19 protein-coding genes, 1 tRNA gene and 2 pseudogenes are annotated in these 19838 nt (G+C 65.4%); 17 read left to right on the forward strand and 5 right to left on the reverse strand.

Annotation, left to right across the window (positions count from 1 at the left end; all coding sequences use genetic code 11):
• Window positions 1-91: 91 nt before the first annotated feature.
• Window positions 92-1194: pseudogene (locus tag IGS68_RS21315) on the forward strand (IS3 family transposase); the annotation flags it as partial.
• A gap of 260 nt (window positions 1195-1454) precedes the next feature.
• Window positions 1455-1595 (forward strand): annotated as a pseudogene (locus tag IGS68_RS21320) (IS5/IS1182 family transposase); the annotation flags it as partial.
• Here the strand turns inward: IGS68_RS21320 and IGS68_RS21325 are convergent.
• Together IGS68_RS21325 and IGS68_RS21330 are read right to left on the reverse strand one after the other, a co-directional pair.
• Window positions 1592-2383: a PP2C family serine/threonine-protein phosphatase gene (locus IGS68_RS21325; protein ID WP_201073581.1), complete on the reverse strand. Its 792-nt coding sequence runs from the start codon at window positions 2381-2383 to the stop codon at window positions 1592-1594. The pseudogene IGS68_RS21320 and the gene IGS68_RS21325 overlap by 4 nt on opposite strands.
• Complete coding sequence (locus IGS68_RS21330) at window positions 2349-3053, reverse strand: vWA domain-containing protein (RefSeq protein ID WP_201073589.1); 705 nt, start codon at window positions 3051-3053, stop codon at window positions 2349-2351. The genes IGS68_RS21325 and IGS68_RS21330 overlap by 35 nt, the downstream gene beginning before the upstream one ends.
• 719 nt (window positions 3054-3772) lie before the next feature.
• Here IGS68_RS21330 and IGS68_RS21335 point away from each other — a divergent pair.
• Together IGS68_RS21335 and IGS68_RS21340 are read left to right on the forward strand one after the other, a co-directional pair.
• Window positions 3773-4771 carry an IS1595 family transposase gene (locus tag IGS68_RS21335; RefSeq protein ID WP_201073594.1) on the forward strand — a complete coding sequence of 333 codons (999 nt, stop codon included), beginning with the start codon at window positions 3773-3775 and terminating at the stop codon, window positions 4769-4771.
• Window positions 4772-4926: 155 nt separating this feature from the next.
• Window positions 4927-5727, forward strand: a complete 801-nt coding sequence (locus IGS68_RS21340; RefSeq protein ID WP_247881010.1) for a DNA-methyltransferase — start codon at window positions 4927-4929, stop codon at window positions 5725-5727.
• Between the two features lie 21 nt (window positions 5728-5748).
• Here IGS68_RS21340 and IGS68_RS21345 read toward each other — a convergent pair whose 3' ends face one another.
• Entirely contained in the window at window positions 5749-7134 is a 1386-nt protein-coding gene (locus IGS68_RS21345) for a phosphotransferase (protein ID WP_201073598.1), read from the reverse strand.
• A gap of 436 nt (window positions 7135-7570) precedes the next feature.
• Here IGS68_RS21345 and IGS68_RS21350 point away from each other — a divergent pair, with 436 nt between their 5' ends.
• Entirely contained in the window at window positions 7571-7858 is a 288-nt protein-coding gene (locus IGS68_RS21350; RefSeq protein WP_201073600.1) for a hypothetical protein, read from the forward strand.
• Between the two features lies 1 nt (window position 7859).
• Here IGS68_RS21350 and IGS68_RS21355 read toward each other — a convergent pair.
• Together IGS68_RS21355 and IGS68_RS21360 are read right to left on the reverse strand one after the other, a co-directional pair.
• A tRNA-Ser gene (locus IGS68_RS21355) sits at window positions 7860-7949 on the reverse strand.
• Between the two features lie 103 nt (window positions 7950-8052).
• A complete protein-coding gene (locus IGS68_RS21360) occupies window positions 8053-8421 on the reverse strand; it encodes a hypothetical protein (protein WP_201073602.1) in 369 nt (122 codons plus the stop codon).
• A gap of 257 nt (window positions 8422-8678) precedes the next feature.
• On the opposite strand from IGS68_RS21360, the gene rplU reads away from it, so the two are divergent.
• The 12 genes from rplU (at window position 8679) to IGS68_RS21420 (ending at window position 19835) form a co-directional block, all read left to right on the forward strand.
• On the forward strand, window positions 8679-8990 hold the full coding sequence (rplU, locus tag IGS68_RS21365) for a 50S ribosomal protein L21 (RefSeq protein WP_201073604.1): 312 nt from the start codon (window positions 8679-8681) through the stop codon (window positions 8988-8990).
• A gap of 55 nt (window positions 8991-9045) precedes the next feature.
• Window positions 9046-9333 (forward strand): 50S ribosomal protein L27, encoded by a 288-nt coding sequence (gene rpmA / locus IGS68_RS21370; RefSeq protein ID WP_201073606.1) that lies wholly within the window; start codon window positions 9046-9048, stop codon window positions 9331-9333.
• Between the two features lie 155 nt (window positions 9334-9488).
• A complete protein-coding gene (gene obgE, locus IGS68_RS21375) occupies window positions 9489-10634 on the forward strand; it encodes a GTPase ObgE (RefSeq protein ID WP_201073608.1) in 1146 nt (381 codons plus the stop codon).
• Window positions 10624-11817, forward strand: a complete 1194-nt coding sequence (proB, locus tag IGS68_RS21380) for a glutamate 5-kinase (RefSeq protein WP_201073610.1) — start codon at window positions 10624-10626, stop codon at window positions 11815-11817. Before obgE ends, proB begins: the two co-directional genes overlap by 11 nt.
• 32 nt (window positions 11818-11849) lie before the next feature.
• A complete protein-coding gene (locus tag IGS68_RS21385; RefSeq protein ID WP_201073612.1) occupies window positions 11850-12500 on the forward strand; it encodes an HAD family hydrolase in 651 nt (216 codons plus the stop codon).
• 82 nt (window positions 12501-12582) lie between these two features.
• Window positions 12583-13821 (forward strand): glutamate-5-semialdehyde dehydrogenase, encoded by a 1239-nt coding sequence (locus tag IGS68_RS21390; protein WP_201081568.1) that lies wholly within the window; start codon window positions 12583-12585, stop codon window positions 13819-13821.
• A 46-nt stretch (window positions 13822-13867) separates the two neighbouring features.
• Window positions 13868-14512 (forward strand): nicotinate-nucleotide adenylyltransferase, encoded by a 645-nt coding sequence (locus tag IGS68_RS21395; protein ID WP_201073615.1) that lies wholly within the window; start codon window positions 13868-13870, stop codon window positions 14510-14512.
• An 86-nt stretch (window positions 14513-14598) separates the two neighbouring features.
• Window positions 14599-14958 carry a ribosome silencing factor gene (gene rsfS, locus IGS68_RS21400; protein WP_158046908.1) on the forward strand — a complete coding sequence of 120 codons (360 nt, stop codon included), beginning with the start codon at window positions 14599-14601 and terminating at the stop codon, window positions 14956-14958.
• A 50-nt stretch (window positions 14959-15008) separates the two neighbouring features.
• Entirely contained in the window at window positions 15009-15467 is a 459-nt protein-coding gene (gene rlmH, locus IGS68_RS21405; protein ID WP_201073624.1) for a 23S rRNA (pseudouridine(1915)-N(3))-methyltransferase RlmH, read from the forward strand.
• A 77-nt stretch (window positions 15468-15544) separates the two neighbouring features.
• Window positions 15545-17107, forward strand: a complete 1563-nt coding sequence (gene gpmI, locus IGS68_RS21410; protein WP_201073627.1) for a 2,3-bisphosphoglycerate-independent phosphoglycerate mutase — start codon at window positions 15545-15547, stop codon at window positions 17105-17107.
• 19 nt (window positions 17108-17126) lie between these two features.
• Window positions 17127-18446, forward strand: a complete 1320-nt coding sequence (locus IGS68_RS21415) for a murein hydrolase activator EnvC family protein (RefSeq protein WP_247881011.1) — start codon at window positions 17127-17129, stop codon at window positions 18444-18446.
• Window positions 18447-19835 (forward strand): S41 family peptidase, encoded by a 1389-nt coding sequence (locus IGS68_RS21420; protein ID WP_201073630.1) that lies wholly within the window; start codon window positions 18447-18449, stop codon window positions 19833-19835.
• Window positions 19836-19838: the final 3 nt, after the last annotated feature.

A 19838-nucleotide genomic window follows, 5' to 3' on the forward strand; every position in this document is an offset into this window, starting at 1 on the left:
CACCACCCAAAGTGAGCTGGATCCCGGAAATGAGACAGGTGGGTATGTGAGAGTCCTGCTCCCATATGCGGCTTAGAAACAGGAGCAGTCAGTGAAGCAGTCTCGGCAGAAACACAGCGCGACGTTCAAGGCGAAGGTAGCCTTGGCGGCGATCAAGGGTGACCGGACGGTCGGCGAACTGGCCGGCGAGTATGGTGTCCATCCCAGCCAGATCCATGCCTGGAAGAAGGCGCTGCTCGACGGCGCGGCCGGCGTGTTCGAGAGCGGCAGCGACCGCGACGATGAGATCAGCGAAACCCAGGTCGGCGAACTCTACCGCCAGATCGGCCAACTGAAGGTCGAGAACGATTTTTTGGCCAGGAGGCTCGGCAAGTAGACCGGGCCGAGCGTCGCGCGATGATCGACCGCGCGCATCCCACCTTGACTGTGCGCCGCCAATGTCAGTTGCTGGACGTCAGCCGGGCGTCGGTTTATCGCCGCCCGGCTCCGGTCAGCGCCGACGATTTCCGGCTGATGGAGCTGATCGACCGCCAGTACCTGGCGCGGCCCTTCTACGGCTCGCGTCGCATGGCGGCGTGGCTGGCCACCCAGGGCTTCCCCATCAACCGCAAGCGGGTTCAGCGCCTGATGCGGTTCATGGGACTGGTCGCCATCTACCAGCGCCCCAACACCAGCAAGGCGGCGTCCCAGCACGCCAAGTATCCCTACCTGCTCGGCGGCCTGATCATCGACCGGGCCAACCAGGTGTGGTGCAGCGACGTGACCTACATCCCGATGGCCAAGGGCTTCATCTACCTGGTGGCGATCATGGACTGGCACTCGCGGGCCGTGTTGGCCTGGAGGATTTCGAACACGCTGCATGCCGACTTCTGCGTCGATGCCCTGGAAGAAGCGCTGCGGCGGTTCGGACGACCGGAAATCTTCAATACCGATCAGGGCAGTCAATTCACCAGTACCGACTTCACCGGCGCGCTGAAGGCCCACGCCATCAAGATCAGCATGGACGGCAAGGGCCGGTGCATGGACAACATCTTCATCGAGCGCCTTTGGAGAAGCTTGAAATATGAGGACGTGTACTTGCACGCCTACGCCTCGGTCGCCGATGCCAGGGTGGGCATTGGCGCCTGGCTGAACTTTTACAACGAGGAGCGCCTGCATCAGGCGCATGGCTACCGGACACCCCGGCAGATCTACGAAATGCAATGCCCGTGGACATCGGGACGATCGGCTGCGCCGAACGGTTCCGCTCCCCTGGTTTGCCGAGCAGGCTCGACAAACCAGGAGATGCTCACCTTCGCCCCCATGCCCACCGGCATCAGCAACAAGGATCTGGAAATTGGAAGTATAGCAGCTACCCTGCAACTCGCGCCGACACCGATGCCCGGCATCAACACGGCGCAATGATCCCGCGGGACTCTCGCTTAACCCGCCACCTCGATTGTCTCACCAGCAGGGTCCACCTCACCTTGGCATGGTTCGCCCGATTCCGGCGGATCTCCGTCCGCTACGAACGCCGGATGGATATCTTTGCCGCCTTCAATCACCTCGCCGCAGCCCTCATCACCTTCCGCTTCGTCGAACGATGGTTATGTTAGGCACCCTTAATGCCGAGACTGACGATCGCCAGGGTTGCATCATCCCCTGTCTTTATGCTTATAACGTTCCGCATGTTCTTATTGAGCGCGCTTTTATATGTCTGGGGGTGCAGGGACCTCGACCAGCCGACCAAGGTGCCGACTGCGGGCGCCAGCCGACCGCTAGCGCGATGATAGAGGCTCTCGGCCGCGCCATCGGTCATCAAGGCGAAGGCCACCGCTTTGCTCTGCCCCTTATAGGCACGAAATCGCGTCGAGGCTCCAGCGTCGGTGAGGAAGTACGTGGAATTCCCGAACTCACCGTTTTCAGGACGACTCAGAACCTGCAACTGTCCGTCCATCTCTGCTGCGATCACACCATCGCCGATATGGAAAGCAGCCCATCCGAAATCGTCCTCGCACTTCATCACGAGAACCGCCATTAGCGTGCAAGCCAAGTCGCGGACCTCACAGCCGATCTCACAGGCCTTAGCCGTCAGTGCTTCTTGAATCTGGTTCAAAACGGCTTTTGGTTCATCGAGCGCGAAGACGTTCGACTTCAAAGTCGCCAAAACATGAGTTGCGGCAGAAACAGCGACACTTGCGCCGATCTCGGCATGTCTGGCACTTCCGGCACCGTCGGCGACGGCCGCAATGACTCCGGACCGACCTAGCCGATGTAGGAGAGCGGCGTCCTGACAAGGAGTACCGGACGCCTCGTGTTGGCGCCCGGTTACGGAAGCAAAGGCGCTGCGGATAATTAAACGAGGCATATCAGAGCTCAGCCCAACCCTTGATGCCTTCCACATCGAGCTTCACCGCCTCGCCAGGGGTAGACCTGGAGGTGGCCGCCACACTACTCGAGAGCCATTTGAAGAACTCCGCGAAACACAGGCCTTGCAACCGTAAGGGCGGCCGGGTCGGACTGAAGAGTTCCAGCGTCTGCATGTCCGCCTTTGATCCAACTCCGATCGGAAAAATGATGAGCTTCTTTTGCCTCACCATATCTGAAACCTTCCTGCCAGCCCCGTGGTGCGTTTGGTCCGTAGGGGCACCGTCGGTCATCAGGACGAGCCAGGGTTGATAGTAGTCTACGCCCGTTTCCTTGTATTGCTTCTTCCGGCGCTCCAAGATGTCGAGCGCCAGTTCGACTCCGCTGCCAATTGACGTGCCGCCGCCGCCGTGGATAGACACCATCGGTGCACCACGTTCCACCGACCCGAAATCAGTATCTATCCGCGATACGTCTGAAAACGTGACGATCGCGATGTCGGCCGCATATCGGGCCATTTCGTCCTTCGAGATATCTTCGTAGAATGCCTGTACGCCGATGTTCAGTGCCTCGATTGGAGTCTGCCTGTCACCGTAGTGCGTTTCTTCCATAGACGGGCTGGCGTCCAGGACCAAGCAGATGGGAACGCGGGCCGTCGGGTTCTCGATTAGCTCGTGATGGCTCAGAACAAGATCGGTGCTTGCCATGGATGTTTATCCTAAGATTTTGCGGAGCAGAGTGAGCAGAATACCGTCGGCTCTCGAGCTGCTGTAAGGCTGAGTGACGGTCGGTCTGCTCGAATATCGTGGTGGCGAGGACTTTGTCAGTGGCACGGGGTGCGCAAGCCCGGAGTTCCTATTGCCAGCGTACCTCGTTGTTGACGAGGGACTTGGCCCTAAATCGCTGACGCCCAACTGCTCCTGTAGCTTGGCAGCCTTTCGGCAATCCGGGCAGCGTTTTGGCGGATTGGCGTACCGCTCCAGCACTGAACGGCGGATCTCGAAGGCCTTACCGCAGGACTGGCAAATGAACCCGACCATCTCCTCCTGCCGGATGTTGAATCGGTCTTGAACCTCGGCCGAGAGCCGCTTGCCGCGATCCGGGAAAATGTCATTGCCCTGCTCGAGGTCCATGAAGCCGTTCTCGATCGAATGCTCGTACATGCGCAGGACCTCAATCCACTCCGACGGCGAGCGAAGTTTATCCTCGGTGAATGCCTCAGAGAACGCCACTTTCACGCGGCGGGACAGGTGACTCCAGATGAAGCGCCAAGGGCCATCCGGCATACCATTGGCATTTTTGTCGCCAACGGGATAAGGAAAATTCTTCGGGCCTATAACCCAGAATCAGCATGGGTAGGGGTTCAGCCCTGAGATTTGACGGCTGTTCCAGCCGTGCCATAGTGTCGCCAGCATAAGGGGCGACAATGAAACTGACCGACTTCCAAATGGTATTCCCGGATGATGAGGCATGCTTGGCATTCCTCGAAGAAACCGTCTGGCCGAAGGGCAGGTTCTGCCCGGAGTGCGGCTGCGTCGATACCATAGCGATGAAAGGGAAGGCCGCCGAGCGGCGGCTCTATCATTGCCGGGGATGCCGAGGTCAGTTCACCGCGACGAGCCAGACTTGGCTTCACAGCCGGAAGCTTCCGCTGGTCAAGTACTTCGAGATCATCTACTACGACGCCAATTCGAGCTTCGGTATGGCGTCCACCCGGATCGCCGAATGGACCGGCGTCAGCCAGAAATCCGTGTGGAAGATCCTCACGGCGTTCCGCCAACTCCAGGGTTTCTGGCTCAGTGTGCGAGAGAAACTCTCCAATGTCGTGGAACTCGACGGCAAGTACGTCGGCGGCAAGCCCCGTAAGACCAAGGACCAGGATGGGAAACCGGTGAAGCACAAGCGGGGCAAGGGTACGAAGAAGCAGCCGGTCTTCATCGCGGTGGAGCGGGACGGCGAGGCACGGGCAACCGTGGTGCCCGACGATACCCATGACACCATCCAGGCCATCGTCGCCGCTCAGATCGACGCCTCGGCCCACCTGATGTCGGACGAGGATCAGGTCTACGCGAAGATCGGCAAGTCCTTCGCCGCCCACTCGTCGGTCTGCCACGGTGCATCGGAGTTCGCCCGCGACGACGTGCATAACAACACCGCCGAGTGCTTCAATTCGTGGATTGAACACATGCGTGATGTGCATTTCTTCGTGTCGAAGCAGCACATGCAGCGGTACGTCAACGACGTGATGACCCGGTGGAACCTTCGGGTCACCGTGGAGAAGCAGGTCACCCGCAAGGGCGAGCGGGTCCGCAAGGTCACCAGGGAGAGGATGCCCCTGCTGGACAAACTCCGCGTCATCTTCGGCCATGCCGTGGGATGCAACGTGCGACGTGACCGCAAGACTGGTGGCGTTGCCATCATCTGATCAAGAAAATAACACCGGACTAAATAGCTCGTCAACAATAGAGACGAGCCATGACAATAGATATCCATCACGGTGATTGCCTGTAAGTCATAAAGACTATTCCCGATAATTCCATAGACAGCATTGTTACTGATCCGCCCTATGGCTTGTCCTTCATGGGGAAGAAATGGGACTACGATGTCCCCTCGGTGGCGATCTGGCAGGAATGTCTGCGGGTACTGAAGCCGGGCGGACACCTGCTGTCGTTCTCCGGCACCCGCACTTACCACCGGCTGGTCGTTAACGTCGAAGATGCTGGTTTCGATATTCGAGATCAGATCGGCTGGCTGTATGGAAGCGGGTTTCCCAAGTCACACAACTTAAAGGACGAATGGGCGGGTTGGGGAACGGCCTTGAAACCCGCGTGGGAACCCTGCGTCCTGGCCCGCAAACCCTTTGGCGGGACGGTCGCCAAAAATGTGGCGACACATGGAACTGGAGCGATAAACATAGATGAATGCCGTGTGCCGACAGAGGACAACACGACACGCTTCTGTAATGCGGGTACTGGAAATCACAAAAACTGGCGTACAGGTAATCATGCCGGAGTGCACGGTGGTCATGCTTCCGGTCGCTGGCCTGCCAACGTTATCCATGATGGCAGTGATGAAGTCCTGGGGGCGTTCTCTGTCTTCGGCGACCAAAGCGGCACGCCCGCCCGCTTCTTTTACAACGCCAAGGCATCGAAGCAGGATCGGGCCGGATCGGAGCACCCCACGGTCAAGCCGGTCGCCCTGATGCAGTATTTGGTCAAATTGGTGACACCCGTGGGCGGGACGGTTCTCGACCCCTTCGCAGGCAGCGGCACCACCGGAGAGGCTGCGGTGGAAGCGGGCATGAACGTCATTCTGATCGAGCGTGAAGCCGAGTACGTCGAGGACATCAGTCGTCGGTTGATGTCGTCCGTCGCCGATTGACATAACGAGTCGCATGGCCGCTCACTGCGGCCATGCGACTTTGCCGTATCTATGCTGATTCTGGGTTATAGGCCCGAAATTCTTCTTGCGGATATTCTCCCCAGGCTCTCCGCCGCCAGTATGGGAATAGGGCGGTTTACCGGGAACGAGAATCATGAAGAGCATCACGGCCAGCGCGAACCGGTCGTCATCGAAGTCGCGCAGGTAGGAACTGAAGTCCTTCCCGTGGTGCTGGGGGCGCGTGAAATTCACCATGCCGACCGGGCACGGGTAGTCCGCCACCTGAGCAGAGTCGAGATCTACGAAGGTCACCCGCCCATCTGGGGTCACCAGGATGTTATTAGGATTTATGTCTCCCAAGATTACGTTCTGGCGGTGCAGACCGTCGACAATCTCCGCAACCCTGACGGCAAGCCGTACCAAATCGATCCGCTTCCAATTTGGAAGCTTTTTCAGCAGCAGCGGTTTCTTGAAAACCGACGTGTCAAGAGGAAAGCCCTCCGCCTGTGGCATTAAATAACCGACTGGCTCCTGCTTAACATTGTAGAGCAAAGACTCGGGCCAGCAGACTCCTTTGATACCAACACTATTGCAAGTCATCAGCTTTATCTTAGCAAAATTCAGCACGCTCAACCTATTGGCCTTGTATATCTTTGCGACCTTACCCAGGCCCGCTAGGTAGACTATTCCTTCGCCACCGCTGGCAAGTTCCTTGCCCAAAGTGACCGGGTCACCGGCTTCGGTCCGCACTTGGTCACCGACTCTGGGGATGGAGGAGACAGTCACCGTTCCTTTGGATGCGGCGACTTTTCCGCTCGGAGGCGGAAATCCCGCTTTGGCCTGCGGTGCGGTACTCGGACTTGGACCTATCCCGGTGGGTGCAGCGCCTGGGCGCCGCCCCGAAGCAGTGGTCTTCGCCCGCGTGCCCCGGGGCGCAATCCACGCTTCAATGCCAGCGCTGCTGATGCGGGCAACCGTCAGGTCGTAACGCGACGCAATCGCATCCGAATCGCGAACCTGCGTCAGGAGTTGCGCAAGACCGCTATCCTGGGTGATGACCAGCATATCAAACTTGGTGCGGTACCGAGTGACAACGCTGGCGATCACAGCATCGGCGAAGGGATCACCAGCATCACCGAAGACATCCGCGCAACCGCTGGCGCGCATCTCGTCCACTAGCCTCCTACCCCGCTTCGCCGATGCGGCCCGAGCAGGATCAGAGGATAAGGAGGAGAGCTTGACGAGTTCGGCATAGACCCTCTCCGGAACGACAAGCCGTCGGCCGGATCGCTTGAGCTCGGGCCAGAGAACTACTTCGACCCACGCCCTACCGGTCTGGTCCATGAGCGTGCAGGTGTCGATCAGAATGCGGTGCTTCGGAGTGAACCAAGCCAGATCGAGACTCATGACGGGACCACCGGAAAACTCATGTTGCACCACCTCACATGCAGAGTCTGTCCAAAAATTTATTAGTGTGCTAACGAAATAAAGGCTCCAACTTCTGAAAATCAATACACCGCCGCACCATTCTTTCTGGCATTCATGGCAACAATAATCAAGTATATAAACAGTTCACGCAAGAAATTTCGTTATCGAACGAAAATATGAGAATGGACATGAATGTAAGTTCAAGGGAGCTTGGCAATGCTGGGGCAGGATGCTTTCGGCGCGATCCAAGAGATCGCCCGGATCCTCAGTGCCGATCCGCGGACCGACTGGTACAAGGTGGACGGCGAGGCCTTGCGCTGGCATCTGGCCGACATGAACGAGGTCATCTTGAACGCGAGGGCGAAGCTGCTACGAGGTTTCCGGCGAGGAACGCATCCTGGAAGCGATCCGCCGGATGGTCCCCGCCCACGGCCGCGAGATCGACGGCATGGATGGCTGGACAGTCCGCGCGGACCCGTCGGAAACCGGCGTGGTCCTGACCGCGACCGCCGTCGATCTCGGGCAGGCCGCGAAAATCCGCGCACTCGGCTTCATTGCCCAGGGCAGCCATCAAGCGCATCACCTCGCGATGGCGTGCCGGGGGGACTCCCCACCCGCCGCCAGAGGAGCAACATCTACGATAACTTACGGGTTCGTGCGCGACAACGCGGAAAGGAGAGCGTTCGTGCGCAAGCCTGCTTAAGTGGCGGACGGGGTGGGATTCGAACCCACGGTACCCTTGCAGGTACGCCGCATTTCGAGTGCGGTGCCTTCAACCACTCGACCACCCGTCCGACGCAGCAGCCTCACCCACCGTTCGGCGGCGAAGCGGCGCGGAAACTAGCGTATGGAGCCGCCGTCCGCAAGGCCATCTTTCAAGTCCGGATCGTGATAAGTTCAGCCTGGACCATCGTGTCGCGACACGGGTTCGTCGGTTGCTCTTCCCTCATGATCTTCCGACAGCCCGTCCCGGCGCGACAGGCGCCTCATGCGTTCGACACCGTCCTTCACCAAGGCGTCCCAGTTGTCCTCGATGAACTTGATGGCGGCATCGTCATCGAATTCCTTCGCCGGGCTTTTCATGCGGAGATCGGACGGCCTGATGGTACCCAACAGCACGGATAGATCCCCGGCTGCACGATCTTCAGACATCTGGTTCATTCCCTGGGGTCCGGCCTGGGGGTCCAATTCGATGCCGAACCGGTCAGCCTCCTCGACGGCGGCGAAAGCATCATACCCCGATCTTCCGGATGGCGGAACGGACATCCCGGCATCTCTTCCATAAACCTCGGGACACGGCTCGATATGCGCCTGTCAGCGGATGGGTTCCGGACTCCCGATCCGATCCCGGGGACCGGACCATCCGACGCCGCTTCCGCCGGCGCCGCCCCCGCGGAATCCGCAATCCCCCTGTTGACTCTCCGCCGCCGATGAGTATATTCGCCGCTCCTTACCAGCGGGCTCAAATCTCGGACGAGGTTTGTCGTGCCCGTAGTTTGTATTCAGATACGGCAGTGGCAAACATGTTCGCAGTGATCCGCACCGGCGGCAAGCAGTACAAAGTCGCCAACGGCGACGTGATCAAGGTCGAGAAACTGGCCGGCGAGGCTGGCGCTTCCATCAACTTCGACGAAGTCCTGATGGTCAGCGATGCCGGCAACACGACGGTCGGCACCCCCCTGGTCGCAGGGGCTGCGGTCACCGCCGAAGTCATCGCCCAGGATCGTGGTCCGAAGATCATCGTCTTCAAGAAGAAGCGTCGCCAGAACTACCGGCGCAAGAACGGGCACCGTCAGGACCTGACCGTGCTGCGCATCACCGGGATCAGCGCGTAACCTCGCGCTCGACACCCCCGATCGGTACGATCCTGGCCCATAGGAGTTCAGAGCAATGGCACATAAAAAGGCAGGCGGTAGCTCCCGCAACGGTCGCGACAGCGCCGGCCGTCGTCTCGGCGTCAAGAAGTACGGCGGGGAAAGCGTTCTCGCCGGCAACATCATCGTGCGCCAGCGCGGCACCCAGTTCCACCCCGGCGCCAACGTGGGCGTCGGCAAGGACCATACCCTGTTCGCCCTGGTCGAGGGGCAGGTCAGCTTCCGCAAGTCGATCGCCGGCCGGACCTTCGTCTCGGTGAATGAGAACGCGAAAGCCGAGGAAGTGCCGGCGGCCGCCGAATAACGGCGCCCCAGCATCCTGAGGTCAGGAAATGGATAATCGGGGGGTCGGTTCAGCCGTCCCCCCGATTTTCGTTTGGGCTCCCCTACCCTCGCCGCCCTCCGCTCCCTACCTCCCGCAGACAATCTTTCCTGCTGACATTTGTTGACATCCGAGCCATGAAATTCCTCGACCAAGCCAAGGTATACCTGAAGAGCGGTGACGGCGGGCCCGGCATCGTCGCCTTCCGGCGCGAGAAGTTCATCGAGTTCGGCGGGCCGGACGGCGGCGACGGCGGCAAGGGCGGCGACGTGGTCATCGAGGCGGTCGAAGGCCTCAACACCCTGATCGACTACCGCTACCAGCAGCATTTCAAGGCGCCGCGCGGCGGCCACGGCATGGGCCGCGACCGGTCCGGCGCCAAGGGCGAGGACATCGTGCTGCGCGTCCCCGTCGGGACCCAGGTGCTCGACGACGACCAGGAGACCGTCCTGGCAGACATGGTCGAGGTCGGGCAGCGGGTCGTGCTGCTGCGCGGCGGCGACGGCGGGTTCGGCAACGCCCACTACAAGTCCTCGACCAACCGCGCGCCGCGCCAGAGCCACCCCGGCTGGCCGGGCGAGGAGCGCTGGGTCTGGCTGCGGCTGAAGCTGATCGCCGACGCCGGCCTCGTGGGCCTGCCCAACGCCGGCAAATCGACCTTCCTGGCCGCCTCGTCGCGCGCCAGGCCCAAGATCGCCGACTATCCCTTCACCACGCTCCAGCCCAACCTCGGCGTCGTCTATGTCGGCGAGGAGGAGTTCGTGCTGGCCGATATCCCCGGCCTGATCGAGGGCGCCCACGAGGGCTCCGGCCTGGGCGACCGCTTCCTCGGCCATGTGGAGCGCACCCGCGTGCTGCTCCACCTGATCGACGGCACCCAGGAGGACGTGGCCGAGGCCTACGCGGTGATCCGCGGCGAGCTGGAGGCCTATGGCCACGGCCTCGCCGAGAAGCAGGAGATCGTCGGCCTCAACAAGTGCGACAGCCTCGACGACGAGGAGATCGCGGAGAAGAAGGCGATCCTCGAGGAGGCCGCCGGAGCCCCGGTGATGGTGCTGTCCGGCGCCACCGGCATCGGCGTGCAGCCCGTCCTGTTCGAACTGCTCCGCCGGATCAAGGACGCGCGCGAGGAGGAGGCCGAGGAGGCAGCCCCCGGCCGCCGCCATCCGGTTCCGCTCCACCACGGCGAGCGCACCCTGGCTGAGCCCGGCCGGGAACTGGGCGGCGAGGCCCGCGGGGAAGACGACCACGACCTGGACGACGAAGACGATCATGCCGACTGACCTGGCCGCCGCCGACGCCACCACCGCCGCCGCAGAAGAGAGCTCCACCGGCAGCGTCCCCACCCTGCGCGACGCGCGGCGGCTGATCGTCAAGATCGGGTCCGCCCTGCTGGTGGACGAGACCACCGGCAAGGTCCGGCGCGACTGGCTGGACGCCATGGCCGACGACGTCGCCGCCTGCCGGGCGCGCGGCCAGGAGGTCATCATCGTCTCGTCCGGCGCCATCGCCGTCGGGCGCGAGCATCTGGGCCTGATCGGCCGGCCCCTGCGGCTGGAGGAGAAGCAGGCCGCCGCGGCGACCGGGCAGATCCGGCTGGCTCATGCCTACCAGGAGACGCTGGCCCGCCACGAGGTCACCGTCGCGCAGATCCTGCTGACCCTGGACGACACCGAGGAGCGGCGCCGCCACCTCAATGCCCGCAACACCATCGACACCCTGCTGAAGCTGGGCGCGGTGCCGGTGATCAACGAGAACGACACGGTCGCCACGTCGGAGATCCGGTTCGGCGACAACGACCGGCTGGCCGCCCGCGTCGCCCAGATGGTCAGCGCCGACACGCTGGTGCTGCTGTCCGACATCGACGGGCTCTACACCGCCGACCCGCGCCGCGACCCCACGGCCACCCTGATCCCCGAGGTCCGGGAGCTGACGCCCGAGATCGAGGGCATGGCCGGCGAGCCGCCGCCCGGCTACAGCTCCGGCGGCATGGTCACCAAGATCGCCGCCGCCCGGATCGCGCTGGCGGCGGGCTGCCGCATGGTGATCGCCAAGGGCAAGCGGATGAACGCGCTGTCGGCCCTGGACGCGCCGGCCGCCGGGGGCGGCGCCCCCTGCACTTGGTTCCTGCCCGGGGCCGAACCCAGGACCGCCCGCAAGCGCTGGATCGCCGGCCACCTCAACGCCCGCGGCACGCTGGTGGTGGATGCCGGCGCCGCCGCCGCGCTCGCCCGCGGCAGCAGCCTGCTGCCGGCCGGGGTCGTCTCGGTCGACGGCGATTTCCAGCGCGGCGACGCGGTGGTGGTCCGGGCCGCGGACGGGCGCGAGCTGGCGCGCGGGCTGACCGCCTACGCGGCCGACGACGCCCGCCTGATCATGGGCCACCACAGCCAGGACACCGCCGAGATCCTGGGCTACCAGGGCCGCACGGAAATGATCCACCGCGACGACCTGGTGCTTTCCTGACACGCCTTCCCGCGCACAATCCGGAACTTCCGATGATAAGAGCCGTCCTCTGGGACATCGACGGCACGTTGCTGGACAGCGAGCCCCATCACTTCAAGTCGTTCGTGGCGGTCTGCGAGAGCCACGGCCAGACCCTGGCGAAAGCCGACTACGACCGCCTGCTGGGCCGCTCCATGGCGGAGGTCTACGCCCTGCTGAACGCCGTCCAGCCGCTGCCGCTTGACCTGCCGGAATTCGCCGCCGCCTGCTCCGACCATTACGTCACCCACGTGGCCGACGTGCCGCCGCGCCCCGGCGCGCTGGAGAAGGTCGCCGACCTGGCGGGCTCGGGCATCGCCCAGGCCTGCGTGTCGAACAGCGCCCGGCGCGTCGTCGAGGCGAACATGGCCGTCATCGCCATGCCCGAGGCGCTGGGCTTCGCCCTGTCGCGCGACGACGTGACCCGGGGCAAGCCCGACCCGGAGCCGTACCTGCGCGCCGCCGAGCGTCTGGGCGTGCCGCCGGACGCCTGCGTCGCGGTGGAGGACAGCCCGATCGGCGCCCGCGCCGCCAAGGCGGCCGGCATGGTCACCATCGCCTGGCCGCAGCACCGGACGCTGGAATTCGACGCGGTCGACCGGATCGTCGGGCGACTGGACGAGATCGACTGGACAGCCCTTCTCCGGGACCGGAAAATCACCTAAAGTCCCGCCCCCAACGAACCGAGACCGGGAGTAAGCCGCCGTGACCGCCGTCAAGCACACCGTTGACCCCTTGCAGGGGGAGATGCAGCAGTTGGGCCGCGCCGCGCGCGCCGCGGCGGCGGTGCTTGCCCTGGCCCCGACCGAGCGGAAGGACGCGGCGCTGCGCGCGGCCGCCGCCGCGATCCGGGAACGGTCCGCCGCGATCCTGGAGGCCAACGCCCGCGACGTCGCCGACGCCGGGGCGCGCGACATGGCCGCCTCCCTGATCGACCGGCTGAAGCTGGACGGGGCAAGGGTGGAGGGCATCGCCAAGGGCCTGGAGGACGTGGCCGCCTTGCCCGATCCGATCGGCACCGTCATGGCGGAGTGGGACCGGCCGAACGGTCTGAGGATCGCCCGCGTCCGGGTGCCGCTGGGCGTCATCGGCATCGTCTACGAGAGCCGCCCCAACGTCACCGCCGACGCCGGCGGGCTGTGCCTGAAGTCGGGCAACGCCTGCATCCTGCGCGGCGGCTCCGACAGCTTCGAATCCTCGCGGGCCATCATCGCCTGCATGCGCGACGGCCTGCGCGTCGCCGGCCTGCCCGAGGACGCGATCCAGCTGGTGCCGACCACCGACCGCGCCGCCGTCGGCATAATGCTGACCATGGTGGACGACATCGACGTGATCATCCCGCGCGGCGGCAAGTCGCTGATCCAGCGGGTCGCGGCGGAAAGCCGGATCCCCGTGATCAAGCATCTGGACGGCATCTGCCACGTCTATGTGGATGCCGCCGCCGATCCGGCGAAGGCGCGCGACATCGTGCTGAACGCCAAGATGCGCCGCACTTCCGTCTGCGGGGCGGCCGAGACGCTTCTGGTGGACCGTTCCGTTTCCGAAACCGTCCTGCCCGCCGTCCTGGACGCCCTGATCGCCGCCGGATGCGAGGTGCGCGGCGACGAGGCGACCCGGAGGATCGACGGCCGCGCGGTCCCGGCGACGGCCGCCGACTGGGACACGGAATATCTGGACGCGATCATCTCGGTCCGGGTGGTGGACGGCGTCGACGCCGCGATCGAGCATGTCAACCGCCACGGCTCCCACCATACCGACAGCATCGTAACCGAGGACGCGGCGGCGGCCGAGAAGTTCCTCAGCCAGGTGGACAGCGCCATCGTGCTGCTGAACGCCTCGACCCAGTTCGCCGACGGCGGCGAGTTCGGCATGGGGGCGGAGATCGGCATCTCCACCGGCAAGCTCCACGCCCGCGGCCCGGTCGGCGCCGAACAGCTGACCAGCTACAAGTACCAGGTCCGCGGCACCGGGCAGGTCCGCCCATGATCGGGAGCATGACCGGTACTGCGGCCGAGGGGAGCCGGGACCCGGCGTGACGAGGGTGACACTCTACGGCGGCCGGACCTGGGCCGGCCGCCGGGTCGGGCTGCTCGGCGGGTCGTTCAACCCGGCCCACGAGGGGCATCGCCACATCAGCCTGCTGGCGCTCAAGCTGCTCGACCTGGACTATGTCTGGTGGCTGGTCAGCCCGCAGAACCCGCTGAAATCGACCCGCGACATGGCGTCGCTGGAAGAGCGACTGGCCGGCGGCCGGCTGGTCGCCCGGCACCCGCGGATCGTCGTCACCGACGTGGAGTGCGCGCTGGAAACCCGCTTCACGGCGGAGACACTGGCCGGACTGCACCGGTACTTCCCGCGGACCCGCTTCGTCTGGCTGATGGGCGCCGACAACCTGACCCAGATCCCCCGCTGGCAGAACTGGACGCGAATCTTTAACGGGACACCCGTTGCAGTCTTCAGTCGCCCTCCATATTCTTTAAGTGCGTTGCACGGCCAGGCCGCGCAACGCTACAGGTGTCGCCGGGTCGGCCAGGCCCGGGCCCGGGGGCTCGCGGACATGCGGCCGCCGGCCTGGGTGTTTTTCCAGAACCCGTTGCATCCGGCATCGGCGACGGAAATCCGGAAGCGCCGCGCGCAGGCCGCGGCGGTCGCTTCCGGCGGTCAACCCGTTCAATAGAGGTGAAAGCCATAGCTACGTTCATGCAACAGACCCCTGAAAACGGGTCGAACTCCCAACAGCTCCCCCCTATGGAACCCTCCCATATGGACCTGCCCAGGCAGCTCAGCGAGCTGGTCGTCAAGTCCCTGGACGACGACAAGGCCGAGGACATCGTCGTGATCGACCTCGCCGGCAAAACCACCATCGCGGACTACATGGTCGTGGCATCGGGCCGCTCGACGCGGCAGGTCGGCGCCATGGCCGAGCATCTGCGCGAGAAGCTGAAGGTCGCCGGGGCCGCCGCCGTCGAGATCGAGGGCCTGCCGCAGGCGGACTGGGTCCTGATCGATGCCGGCGACGTCATCGTCCACCTGTTCCGGCCCGAGGTCCGCAGCTTCTACAACATCGAGAAGATGTGGGGCATCGAGCCGCCGGCGGCTCGGCAGGACATGCTGTACGCCTGACCGGCAGGCTTGGACGGATCGGTCCGGTACGGCACTGAGAAGGTAGGCCCATGAAGATCTGGCTCGCCGCCGTCGGGCGGGCGCGGGCCGGGGCGGCGCGCGACCTGTACGAGGAGTACGCCCGGCGGATGACCTGGCCGCTCGTCCTCAAGGAGGTCGAGTCGAAGAAGCGCGTGCCGCCCGACGAGCTGAAGCGCCTGGAAGCCGACCTGCTGCTGTCGGCCGTCCCCAATGCTGCCACGATCGTGGCGCTTGATGAGCGCGGCGCCGCCCTGTCGAGCGAGCGCTTCGCCGAGAAGCTGGGCGGCTGGCGGGACACGGGCGTCGGCGACGTCGCCTTCCTGATCGGCGGGGCGGACGGTCATGGCGAGGCGGTGGCGAAGCGGGCGGACCTGATGCTGGCGCTGGGTCCCATGACCTGGCCCCACCTGATGGTGCGCGCCATGCTGGCGGAGCAGCTTTACAGGGCGCAACAGATTCTGGCGGGACACCCTTATCATCGTGCATAAACTGTCCGTTGGGTCCGGCCTGTTCCACGGCTGCCGAAACGGATCCTTTACCAAACTGGGATAGTGCTATGTCCGCCATGACCGATATCAAACGCCCCCGCCCCGTCGTCCTTTGCGTTCTCGATGGCTGGGGCTATCGCGAGGATCCGGCGGACAACGCCGTGGCGCAGGCCCATACCCCCGTGTTCGACCGGCTTTGGCAGTCCTGTCCCCGCGCGTTCCTCCATGCGTCGGAGGAGGATGTCGGCCTTCCCAGGGGCCAGATCGGCAACTCCGAGGTCGGCCACATGAATCTCGGCGCCGGCCGGGTCGTGTTCCAGGACCTGCCGATGATCGACAAGGCGATCGCCGAGGGCGAGCTGGAGCATAACCCCGCGCTGAACGGCCTGATCGACGCGCTGAAGGCCTCCGGCGGCTCCTGCCACCTGATGGGCCTGCTGTCCCCCGGCGGCGTCCACAGCCACCAGTCCCATTTCACCGCCCTGTGCAAGGCGCTCAGCGCCGCCGGCGTGCCGGTCGTGATCCACGGCTTCCTGGACGGCCGCGACGTGCCGCCGCGCAGCGCCCGCGAGCAGGTCGGCGAGTTCCTGAAGTCGATCGAGGGCGTGCCCGGCATCCGCTTCGGCACCATCGACGGCCGCTACTACGCCATGGACCGGGACAAGCGCTGGGAACGGGTGGAGCGGGCCTACAACGCGATGGTCGCCGCCCAGGGCCTGGAGGCGCCGGACCCGCTGGCCGCCATCGACGCCGCCTACGCGGCGGACACCGGCGACGAGTTCGTCCTGCCCACGGTGATCGACGGCTATACCGGCATGAAGGACGGCGACGGCGTCCTGATGGTCAATTTCCGCGCCGACCGCGCGCGGGAGATCCTGACCGCCCTGCTCGATCCCGCCTTCAAGGGCTTCGACCGGCGCAACCCGATCCGGTTCGCCGCCGCCGCCGGCATGGTCGAGTATTCGGCCGAGCTGAACGAGCAGCTGAGCGCGATCTTCCCGCCGAAGGAACTGACCAACGTGCTGGGCAAGGTCGTGTCCGACGCCGGCCTGACCCAGCTCCGCATGGCCGAGACCGAGAAGTACCCGCACGTGACCTTCTTCTTCAACGGCGGGGAGGAGAGGGTCTATCCGGGCGAGGAGCGCATCATGGTGCCCTCCCCCAAGGTCGCGACATACGACCTCCAGCCCGAGATGTCGGCGCCCGAACTGGCGGACAAGGCGGTCGAGGCGGTCGGTTCCGGCAGGTTCGACATGCTGGTGATCAACTTCGCCAACCCCGACATGGTCGGCCATTCCGGCATCCTGGAAGCCGCGGTCAAGGCGGTCGAGGCGGTGGACGCCTGCCTGGGCCGCCTGGTCGACGCCGTCACCGCGCAGGGCGGGACCCTGCTGGTCACCGCCGATCACGGCAACTGCGAGATGATGCGCGACCCGGTCACCGGCGGCCCGCACACCGCCCACACGCTCAACCTGGTGCCGCTGATGCTGGTCAACGGGCCGGCCGACGCGGTGGGCCTGGGCGACGGTAAGCTGGCCGACATCGCGCCGACCATGCTCGACCTGATGAAGCTGCCGCAGCCGGCGGAGATGACCGGCCGGTCGCTGATTCGCCGCGCCTCAAGCGGCGCGGCGGAGTAGCAGGATGCGGAGGGCGGCATTGGCGGCGGCTGCCCTCCTCGGCGCCGCGGGCGGCTTCGGCGGTTTCTCCGGGGGCGGGCCTGCCGGAAAACCGGCCTGGGCGCAGGCCGACCCCCGCGCGTCCCAGCGCGCCCTGACCGAAATCGAGCGCCAGATCGAGGCGGGCCGGCAGCGGGACGCGGCGCTCGCCCGCTCGGGCGAGGCGCTGGAGCGGGAACTGGAAGGGCTCCGCACCCGCCTGGTCCAGACCGCCGACGAGGCCGCGAAACTCGAAACCGAGCTGACCGGGCTGGAGGAGACGCTCCGCGCCCTGGAGGCGGAGGAGTCGGCCCAGGCCGGCAAGCTCGACGCCGACAGGGCCAGCATCGCCGAACTGCTCGGCGGATTGCAGCGGCTGTCCCGGATCCCGCCCGAAGCCATGATCGCCCGCCCGGAATCGCCGGTCGACACCCTGCGCAGCGCTCTGCTGCTGCGCTCGGCCGTGCCGATCCTGCGGGAGCGCGCGGAGGCGCTGGCCGTGTCCCTCCAGCGGCTGGCCGACCTGCGCGCCGACCTGTCGGGCCGGCGCGCCCAGGCGCAGGGCGCCCGCACCGCGCTGGCGGCCCGCCAGGACGAGATCGCCAGGCTGGTCGAGCGCCGGCAGGAGCTTCAGCAACAGACCGAGGAGGAACGCCGCCAGGTCTCGGACCGGATGGCCCGGCTCGGCAACGAGGCGCAGGACCTGCGCGGCCTGATCGAGCGGCTGGAACGCGAGGCGGAGCAGCGCCGGCGCGAGGAGCAGCGCCGCAAGGCCGAGGCGCTCGCCCGGGCCAAGGCCGAACGGGAGAAGGCGGAGCGCGAGCAGGCCGCCCGCGCGGCCGCCGCCGCCGCGGAGCGGGAGCGCGAGATCGCCGCCTCCATCACGCCGCCCACCGCGCCTGATCGCCCGGACGGCGGGCCGGGAGAGGGGGCATCGCGCCTGCCGGTCGCCGGCCAGGTGACCACCCGCTACGGCGAGGCGGACAAGTTCGGCGTGACCAGCCGCGGGCTGACGGTCTCGGCCCGGCCGGGCGCCCAGGTGGTGGCCCCCTCGTCCGGGTCGATCATGTTCGCCGGGCCGTTCCGCGGCTACGGCCTCATCTTGATCGTTGAACATCCGAATGGATATCATAGTCTTATCGCAGGACTGGGCCGTATCGACACCAAAGTCGGCCAGCGCGTCCTGGCGGGCGAACCCCTGGGCGTGATGGGTAGCCCGGCGGACGGCAATCCCGATCTCTACTTCGAGCTGCGACGGAACGGTCAGCCCATCAACCCGCAGCGCGGCCTCCCCGCTTCCGATGGGAAAGGACAAGGTTAGATGATGAAAACGATCAGTGCTGCCGCCCTGGCGGGCGTACTATTCCTGGCGCCGGCTTGCGCGATCGCCGAGACCAACACCTCGGAAACCTACAGGCAGCTCAACCTCTTCGGCGACGTGTTCGAGCGCGTCCGGTCGGAGTATGTCGAGCAGGTCACCGACGAGCAACTGATCGAAACGGCCATCAACGGCATGCTGACCTCGCTGGACCCGCATTCCAGCTACCTGAACCGCAAGAGCTTCCAGGACATGCAGGTGCAGACCCGGGGCGAGTTCGGCGGTCTCGGCATCGAGGTCACGATGGAGAACGGCCTGATCAAGGTCGTCTCGCCGATCGACGAGACGCCGGCCTTCCGCGCCGGCATCCAGCCCGGCGACCTGATCACCCACCTGGACGGCGAGGCGATCTCCGGCATGAGCCTGGCCGACGCGGTCGAGAAGATGCGCGGCCCCGTGGGCAGCGACATCAAGGTGACGATCCGGCGGGGCGAGGGCTCCGAGCCGTTCGACGTCAGCATCACCCGCGACACCATCAAGATCCAGTCCGTCCGCTACCGGGAGGAGGGCGACGTCGGCTATATCCGGATCACCACCTTCAACGAGCAGACCCAGATGGGCCTGGAGCGGGCGGTCGAGCGGCTGGAGAAGGACCTGGGCAACAAGCTGACCGGCTACGTGATCGACCTGCGGAACAATCCGGGCGGACTGCTCGACCAGGCGATCTCGGTGTCCGACAGCTTCCTGGACAAGGGCGAGATCGTCTCGACCCGGGGCCGAAAGCCGGAGGACGGCCAGCGCTACAATTCCAAGGCGGGAGACCTCGCCAAGGGCAAGCCCATCGTGGTGCTGATCAACGGCGGCTCGGCCTCCGCGTCGGAGATCGTCGCCGGCGCGCTTCAGGACCACCGCCGGGCGATCGTGCTGGGCACCCAGTCCTTCGGCAAGGGCTCGGTCCAGACCATCATCCCCCTGCCCGGCCACGGCGCCATGCGCCTGACCACCGCGCGCTACTACACGCCGTCGGGCCGCTCGATCCAGGCGCTCGGCATCAGCCCGGACATCGAGGTCCAGCCGGCGCGCGTCGAGGAGATCCAGCAGGGACTGCGCCGCCGCGAGGCGGACCTGCGCGGCGCTCTCCGCAACGACACCGTGAACGGCGGCCAGCAGGGGCAGCCGGCCCCCCAGGCGGCCCCGCCCGCCCAGGCTCCCGCTCCGGCCAACCCCGCTCCGGCCACCCCCGCTCCGGGGCCCGGCGCCCAGGGTACGCCCCAGGGCGAGGACGCCGATGCGGCGGCGGCGGCAGCCAACGACCAGTTCGACTACCAGCTCGCCCGGGCGCTCGACCTGATCCGCGGCGTGTCGCTGTTCAACACCCGCGCCGTGAACTGAGGA

The organism is Skermanella sp. TT6, from assembly GCF_016653635.2.
In the GTDB taxonomy this organism is placed as follows: Bacteria; Pseudomonadota; Alphaproteobacteria; order Azospirillales; family Azospirillaceae; genus Skermanella; species Skermanella cutis.